Annotated in this window: 12 protein-coding genes; 9 read left to right on the top strand and 3 right to left on the bottom strand. The window is 41.6% G+C overall.

Translation table 11 applies throughout. The features are described 5' to 3' along the window. Positions 1–49 precede the first annotated feature (49 nt). Complete coding sequence (locus F6K38_RS16805) at positions 50–442, top strand: XisI protein (RefSeq protein WP_008178171.1); 393 nt, start codon at positions 50–52, stop codon at positions 440–442. A 57-nt stretch (positions 443–499) separates the two neighbouring features. Here F6K38_RS16805 and F6K38_RS16800 read toward each other — a convergent pair whose 3' ends face one another. Next, entirely contained in the window at positions 500–685 is a 186-nt protein-coding gene (locus tag F6K38_RS16800) for a hypothetical protein (RefSeq protein ID WP_131826943.1), read from the bottom strand. Between the two features lie 992 nt (positions 686–1,677). After that, complete coding sequence (locus F6K38_RS16795; protein ID WP_229419846.1) at positions 1,678–1,929, bottom strand: hypothetical protein; 252 nt, start codon at positions 1,927–1,929, stop codon at positions 1,678–1,680. 448 nt (positions 1,930–2,377) lie between these two features. Between F6K38_RS16795 and F6K38_RS16790 the strand changes: the two genes are divergently transcribed. From F6K38_RS16790 to F6K38_RS16755, 8 genes are all read left to right on the top strand, one after another. After that, complete coding sequence (locus F6K38_RS16790; protein WP_008178175.1) at positions 2,378–2,734, top strand: type II toxin-antitoxin system RelE/ParE family toxin; 357 nt, start codon at positions 2,378–2,380, stop codon at positions 2,732–2,734. Continuing rightward, complete coding sequence (locus F6K38_RS16785; RefSeq protein ID WP_008178176.1) at positions 2,727–3,029, top strand: helix-turn-helix domain-containing protein; 303 nt, start codon at positions 2,727–2,729, stop codon at positions 3,027–3,029. The genes F6K38_RS16790 and F6K38_RS16785 overlap by 8 nt, the downstream gene beginning before the upstream one ends. Positions 3,030–3,218: 189 nt before the next feature. After that, a complete protein-coding gene (locus F6K38_RS16780) occupies positions 3,219–3,557 on the top strand; it encodes a XisI protein (RefSeq protein WP_287255424.1) in 339 nt (112 codons plus the stop codon). 107 nt (positions 3,558–3,664) lie between these two features. Next, the gene (locus F6K38_RS16775) at positions 3,665–3,952 is read left to right on the top strand and encodes a type II toxin-antitoxin system Phd/YefM family antitoxin (protein WP_008178178.1); all 288 of its coding nucleotides are present in this window, start codon (positions 3,665–3,667) and stop codon (positions 3,950–3,952) included. Continuing rightward, positions 3,936–4,286, top strand: a complete 351-nt coding sequence (locus F6K38_RS16770; RefSeq protein ID WP_008178180.1) for a type II toxin-antitoxin system RelE/ParE family toxin — start codon at positions 3,936–3,938, stop codon at positions 4,284–4,286. The genes F6K38_RS16775 and F6K38_RS16770 overlap by 17 nt, the downstream gene beginning before the upstream one ends. Before the next feature lie 238 nt (positions 4,287–4,524). Beyond that, a complete protein-coding gene (locus tag F6K38_RS16765; RefSeq protein ID WP_008178181.1) occupies positions 4,525–4,761 on the top strand; it encodes a hypothetical protein in 237 nt (78 codons plus the stop codon). Beyond that, complete coding sequence (locus tag F6K38_RS16760; RefSeq protein ID WP_287356989.1) at positions 4,751–5,128, top strand: type II toxin-antitoxin system VapC family toxin; 378 nt, start codon at positions 4,751–4,753, stop codon at positions 5,126–5,128. The genes F6K38_RS16765 and F6K38_RS16760 overlap by 11 nt, the downstream gene beginning before the upstream one ends. A gap of 63 nt (positions 5,129–5,191) precedes the next feature. After that, the gene (locus tag F6K38_RS16755) at positions 5,192–5,473 is read left to right on the top strand and encodes a type II toxin-antitoxin system HicB family antitoxin (RefSeq protein ID WP_131826942.1); all 282 of its coding nucleotides are present in this window, start codon (positions 5,192–5,194) and stop codon (positions 5,471–5,473) included. Positions 5,474–5,505: 32 nt separating this feature from the next. Here F6K38_RS16755 and F6K38_RS16750 read toward each other — a convergent pair whose 3' ends face one another. Next, the gene (locus F6K38_RS16750) at positions 5,506–6,111 is read right to left on the bottom strand and encodes a Uma2 family endonuclease (protein ID WP_008178184.1); all 606 of its coding nucleotides are present in this window, start codon (positions 6,109–6,111) and stop codon (positions 5,506–5,508) included. Positions 6,112–6,336 lie beyond the last annotated feature (225 nt).

The raw sequence follows: 6,336 nt of genomic DNA, 5'->3' as shown, positions 1-6,336 counted from the left end.
ATCAGATTAGATTAGTAATTTATGATGTGAAACAGGAGGTAATTGTTCAATGGCTGTAGAGCAATATCGCCAGTATATTCGACATCTTCTTTCCGAACGTGCTCAACGGGCTTCACGGCAAACAATTGCGCCAGAATACGTAGGTGCGCGCCTCCTAGGGCGAGTAAATCGCCCTTGGGTCGCACCTGAGGTTCAGACCGTCTTTGATACAGAGCAGGATCACTACCAACTGCTGTATGTTGGTTGGCGTGGGAATAAACGTGATTTTGGCTGTGTTTTGCATCTTGATATCAAAGGTGGAAAAATTTGGATTCAGCATGATGGCACGGAAGAGGGACTTGCCAACCGATTAGTGGAAATGGGAGTGCCAAAAGAAGATATTGTTTTAGCTTTTCATGAACCTGAAGTACGCCAGTTTACGGGTTTTGGTACAGGTGAATAGATTGTCAATTAATCTATCGGTATCATTATCAGTAGTGGTTTTGTTAGGTTTTATTTTTTAAGCCAATTTTCCGAATGTAGTAAGTAATTTCTTGGAATTGCTATTTAGTAGTAACCCTTCTCTGTCTTCGACATCTGAAAGGTCTTCCACCATTTCTACTAAATAACCGTTTGGTTCTGCTACACACCAACAATAGGGATTAATTTTGTCCGGATGTCCTTCTGGTAAATCTGTTGCCACCATAGTTTGATAATGCCTAGCAATAAGTTTCGCTAACCACAAATAGTCTTTCCCTAGTGAAACTCCCTTTCTATAGGAAATAGTGATATCCATAGGAAAACCTATGTCATAGTCGTTTATCATTACAAAGGCTTCAGCTTGACTATCAGGATAGTTTAAGGTTTCACATCTTAGAGGATATCTGAAAAGTTTTTTGATACTGAATTTTGCCCCCCTGACCCCCCAACTTTGGGGGGAACAAGAGTCAATTTGCTTCTAAAAGTCCCCCAGAATTGGGGGATTTAGGGGGCTTGGATGTAGCAAATGAGACTTCTCAGACAACCTCTTAAATCGAGGCTTTTAGACAAAAATTGAATCAACTCATATTCATCTACTACTTTATTTAGGTAAAATTGTATTTCTGTAGACAACATCACTTACGGAGGTTTGCATAACTATCAGGTACACAGAACGGGCTAAGATAGGATTACATTATCTTATGAAGCTTTTTGATATGACAAGTTTATTACAGTATGTCACGAATGAGCAGGGGGAAAGAGTTGGGGTTTTATTGGACTGGAACACCTATTCTCGACTCGCTAATCCATTAGGGTTGGATGAGGAGTGTTTGCTTGGTTTGAGTGTAGATGAGTTAGAAGCACTGGCAAGTTGTAAATTGGCTGTGGCAGATCAAACTCGTTTGGATGATTTAGTGGCGAGAAATGTAGAATCATTGCTCTGCACTGATGAGGTGGCTGAGTTAGAGGACTTGTTGGGAAAGGCGGATCAATTGACAATTCTCAAAACTCGCGCCAGATATAAACTCTCTGTGCTTAGAAAATGTTTCAACGGCAGGGTGAGCAGTTGTAGGGTGGGCAAAGACCGTTTAGTTTTTTTTGATAATTCTAGATACTATAACTTTGCCCACCCTACTTTTTGTTATTTTCAGTTTACATTCGGATTGAGTTACAGCGACAAATTCGTAATCGCTTTAGTTATTCTATTTATCGGCAATTTTAATTATTATTTTTCAGACGTTGAGCGAGTAGACAATCCTCAAAGCTCAATGCTTCTTCGTCTAGGAAGTTGGAAATTGCCATTTCAATGGTAGCTTCGAGGGAACATTCCAATTCACTAGACTTTTCATTGAGTGCAACTTTGATGTAGTCAGGCAAATACTTGACAAGCTGAGCGATCGCTTCTGGGGAAAGGTGTTGGGTAGTGAAGGTTTGATTCATAAGACTAGGGTTGGTTAAACCAGTTGTCATTTTTATATTTATCTTTATCCTAGTCTTTCTTAGTATACTATTCCTTGGTTCAGTAACGCCCATTTACGGCATTGCTTAATAATGGAATGATTTGAAGAGTTTTTAGGTGCGCTTGACCCATTAAGAATTTAATTCGCGTGATTGTCGCAGCTGTGGAATGGGCATCAGGCGTGGAATGGGCATCTTGCCCGTTTCATTAAGGGCTAGGGCTTTGCGATCGCACTAAGATAATCAATACTCGATTTGATCGATTGACCAGCATTTTAAAGGACTCTTACCGATCAGCATAAATCTGTAATTGGGATAAAAATCATAGCAATTCGCGATCGCTAATTCCCCTCCATTCCGAAAAAGCGATGCTCCAAAAGAGCCGCTAAAAGCGAACGCACTTTCTTCTGGTGTTATCTTTTTATGCCAAATAAGGTATACTGTTTGGTGAGGTAAGGTAATGACAGATAAAGTAATTTACTGGGTTGGCTCTTCTAGAGAAGAATTATCGGATCTTCCCTTGGAAGCACGGCGGAAGGCTGGTTTTCAATTGAGAGCTATCCAAAGGGGTCAAAAACCTACAGATTATAAGCCGATGCCCACAATTGGCAAGGGAGTTGAAGAGATTCGCATTTGGACCGGAGAAGCCTATCGGATTTTATATGTCGCTAGATTTGAAGAGGCAATTTATGTGCTTCATGTTTTCCATAAAAAAACACAGAAGACCTCCAAAGGAGATATTCAACTAGGACAGAAGCGTTATCAGGAGATGGTTCAGTTTAGAAAGGAACAAAAGGATAAACATAAAAATGACTGATGAAAAAACCGTCAATGTCGTGTTAGGGGACGACAATGTATTTAAAGATTTGGGATTTGAGGCAGAAGAAGCAATGAATCTCAAGGTAAGAGCGGATCTGATCTTAGATTTGCGTTCCTATATTCAGGAGCGGGGATGGACTCAAAATGAAGCAGCAGAGTTTTTGGGAGAAACCCAACCGAGGATTAGTAATTTAATGAATGGTGAAATTAGTCGATTCAGTGTGGATAAGTTGATTAATTTGCTAGGAAAAATAGGGATGGAAGTGAAGGTAGAAGTCTTCCCGAAAGTTTGATAGTTGTAAGCTATCAGCTATCAGCTATCAGCTTTCAGCTTTCAGCTTTCAGCTTTCAGCTTTCAGCTTTCAGCTTTCAGACATCAGCTTAAGCGCTACGCGCACGCTTCGCGAACAGCTATCAGACATCAGCTTTCAGCTAAAGGCTGACGGCTGACGGCTTAATGCTTACAGTAAGGTAATTGAGCAATGGATAGATTAAAGCATTATCGGGAAATTGTCCAGGAAGTTTTAAGAGACTATCATCATATCAATCAAAAATCTGGTTCTACCACTGAAAGTGCTTTAGCGTTTGATGAGGTACAGGATCAGTATCTTTTGCTGCTGATGGGTTGGTGGAAAGATGAACGGATTAAGAGTGTTATGATTCATATCCGTTTGAAGGATGACAAGATTTGGATTGAGGAAGATTGGACTGAGGATGGGGTGGCGACAGATTTGTTACAGAAAGGGATACCACGAGAGGAGATTGTTTTAGGATTTCATCCACCCCATCTGAGACAATATACTGAATTTGCAATCGCATAGGTCACGGGGGGCGCGATTGACCGTAGGTCACGCGGGGCGCGTTCGCATTAGACAAAACAGTTTCAAGCTATTAACATTAAATTATCAAATAATTTATTAAAACTATCATGTTTAGTCTGAGTGACATCCATCCACTCTCAGAATTCCAACGGGGCGCTAAAGCCTTTATCGCAAGGCTCAAAGAAACTAAAGCACCAATGGTTCTGACTGTTAATGGCAAAGCTGCTGCAGTTGTTCAAGATGCTGAAAGCTATCAGCAACTTCTCGATCGGATGGAATTGCTTGAGTCTATTGCAGGCATCAGAAAGAGTATTGAGGAGTTTGAGCAAGGACAAGGTATTCCGTTAAAGGAAGCATTTCAGCAGCTCCAGGAAAAATATGGCCTACCAGATTGAAATCTCTCCTACTGCAGTGGCAGATATTGAAAGTATTTTTATTTGGATAAAGGAGGATTCAGCAGAACGAGCTTATCGCTGGGTAAGAGGATGTTATGAAGTGATGTTGACCCTGGAAAACTTTCCGAGGCGTTGCTCACTAGCCCTCGAAAGTAAGTATATGGGTATTGAGGTGCGCCAACTTCTCTATAAAAAGCAATTCTATATTTTATTCACGGTGAGTGAAGCAGTCGAAGAACAGGAAGGAATTGTCCGCATTCATCGTGTTCGCCGTGGTTCTCAACAAAGGATCGAAAGTATAGATCAACTTTTAGGTGATGATCCAGAAATCTAAAGCACTTTTATTAAGCTATTGAATAGAGTGAGTGCTGGGTTCGAGATCCGAGCAACTACCAAGGTCGAAATTTCTGAAGTAACGCACTATAAAAGATCGGCGATTAGCGGAAAGGGCGAGGGATTTGCGATGCTCCAAAAGAGCTGCTAAAAGCGATTGACCTACGGTCACGCTACGCGAACGCACTATGCTAATAGACCAGCAATCGCGCTAAGATAAGCTAAGGTAAGGTCCACTAATGCTACTGCCAATGGAAGTTCTAAAACTGACCACTAAGACTGATGAATCGGGTTGTTTGAATCTTAATATTCCAACCCAGTTAAGGGCAGTTGAGGTTAACGTTGTCCTTGTTTTAGATCCAGTTTCATCAGTTGATAAGCAGGAATTAAACTATGATTTTTCAGATTTGGTGGGGCGATTAACCTTTGGGGGAGATGCGGTAGCAATGCAAAGGAATCTAAGGGATGAGTGGTAATCGCTATTTCCTAGATACAAATGCAATTGTGGCTCTACTGCAAGGAAATGCTAAAGTAATTCAATTATTACAAAATGCTGACTGGATCTGGATTTCAGTCATTAGCCAAATTGAGTTTCTGGCTTTTTCTGGGCTAGCCGAAAGCGACCGCCAACTTTTTAAACAGTTTCTTCAGCGAGTAGAGGTGATCGGTTTAGTGTCGATTGACACTGGGTTGATTGAGAAAATTATCGAAATTCGCCAGCAATATAGGTTGAAATTGCCCGATGCTATAATTGCAGCGATGGCTATACAAAATTATGCCAGTTTGGTGACAGCTGATCAAGAATTTGCCAAGGTAACGGTTTTAAGAGTAATTAATTGGTAGCGATCGCCCTATAGTCATGATTAGCATGGGTTAAGCGCTTGTTTGCTCAAGATTTAGACTATAATGAGTCGAGAATTTAATGTAATTATCGAGCGCGATGCTGATGGCTACTTTGTAGCTTCTGTTCCCAGTCTTAAAGGGTGTCATACCCAAGCAAAATCTTTAGATGAATTGATGGAGCGTATTCGAGAAGCAATAGGCCGTAGGCCACGCTACGCGAACACCCTTTGTTTTAAATTTGAAGAAAATGTAGAAGATTCCCTTCACTTCGTTATATCGTTATCCTCTTGCCTCTTGCCTTTTTCGTCAATAAGTGTGTTTAGAACCCAGATACAAAAGCGCTGATAGCTGATAGCTGATAGCTGAAGGCTTACTCCTCAATCCCAGATCTGATCCATCTGGAGCACAAACCCAGGTAAAACTGGCTCACCACTCACCGTCGCTGGATTATCCAGCTGTTCAACTTCCGCCCCAAGACGATATACATAAACTTGGCGCTGATCTGGGTCAATCAGCCAACCGAGCAAAGTCCCATTTGACCTATACTCTGCCATTTTGTCTTGCAAGTTTTGCAGGCGATCACTCCCAGAACGTAGCTCAATCACAAAATCAGGGCATAGGGGTACAAACTTCTTTCGTTGTTCTTTAGTTAGGGATTCCCACCTCTCAAGCTTGACCCAAGCAACATCAGGAGAACGATTTGCTCCATTGGGAAGTATAAAGCCAGTAGAAGAATCAAAACCTTTCCCTGTACCATCTTGGCATACCCAAATGCCAAACTGAACAATCAAATCAAAATTGCGACTGCCAGTTTCCCCTCCTGTAGGAGTCATAATAATCAGCCTTCCATCTTGCTCCCGTTCGATTCGTAACTCCCGATTGAGCTGACAAAAAGCAAAGAATTCCTCATCACTCATATCAAAAGCCGGACGAGTCTTGAGCTCTAAGGGCGTTGCTAGTTGTGGTGTGATCGATCCAGTCATAATTATCAGGCGCGATTTGCCTTCCGCAACCCTACCGCAAGCACACAGTGATTCTATTTTAGAGCTTATTGCTTTACCTCGGCATTAGCCCATTGTCGATGCCAATAATTGATTGTAAGTATTAACCTATCAGCGTGTTGCGTATCAGCTAATGCGCTACGCGCACGCTACGCGAAAAGCTTTTGAATAGAACAGGTAAGCATTGGAATAATGCTGAGTTACGTC

The sequence above is a fragment of the Moorena sp. SIO3B2 genome, from assembly GCF_010692525.1.
GTDB classification, from domain to species: Bacteria; Cyanobacteriota; Cyanobacteriia; order Cyanobacteriales; family Coleofasciculaceae; genus Moorena; species Moorena producens.
Note: the sequence above shows the minus strand (reverse complement) of the source record. Positions and strands in the feature narration are given on the sequence as shown.

Bases quoted from the DNA above. Each gene is read 5' to 3' on its own strand.
- F6K38_RS16805 (WP_008178171.1), top strand. From the start codon at position 50: ATGGCTGTAGAGCAATATCGCCAGTATATTCGACATCTTCTTTCCGAA.
- F6K38_RS16800 (WP_131826943.1), bottom strand. From the start codon at position 685: ATGGTGGCAACAGATTTACCAGAAGGACATCCGGACAAAATTAATCCC.
- F6K38_RS16795 (WP_229419846.1), bottom strand. From the start codon at position 1,929: ATGACAACTGGTTTAACCAACCCTAGTCTTATGAATCAAACCTTCACT.
- F6K38_RS16790 (WP_008178175.1), top strand. From the start codon at position 2,378: ATGACAGATAAAGTAATTTACTGGGTTGGCTCTTCTAGAGAAGAATTA.
- F6K38_RS16785 (WP_008178176.1), top strand. From the start codon at position 2,727: ATGACTGATGAAAAAACCGTCAATGTCGTGTTAGGGGACGACAATGTA.
- F6K38_RS16780 (WP_287255424.1), top strand. From the start codon at position 3,219: ATGGATAGATTAAAGCATTATCGGGAAATTGTCCAGGAAGTTTTAAGA.
- F6K38_RS16775 (WP_008178178.1), top strand. From the start codon at position 3,665: ATGTTTAGTCTGAGTGACATCCATCCACTCTCAGAATTCCAACGGGGC.
- F6K38_RS16770 (WP_008178180.1), top strand. From the start codon at position 3,936: ATGGCCTACCAGATTGAAATCTCTCCTACTGCAGTGGCAGATATTGAA.
- F6K38_RS16765 (WP_008178181.1), top strand. From the start codon at position 4,525: ATGCTACTGCCAATGGAAGTTCTAAAACTGACCACTAAGACTGATGAA.
- F6K38_RS16760 (WP_287356989.1), top strand. From the start codon at position 4,751: ATGAGTGGTAATCGCTATTTCCTAGATACAAATGCAATTGTGGCTCTA.
- F6K38_RS16755 (WP_131826942.1), top strand. From the start codon at position 5,192: ATGAGTCGAGAATTTAATGTAATTATCGAGCGCGATGCTGATGGCTAC.
- F6K38_RS16750 (WP_008178184.1), bottom strand. From the start codon at position 6,111: ATGACTGGATCGATCACACCACAACTAGCAACGCCCTTAGAGCTCAAG.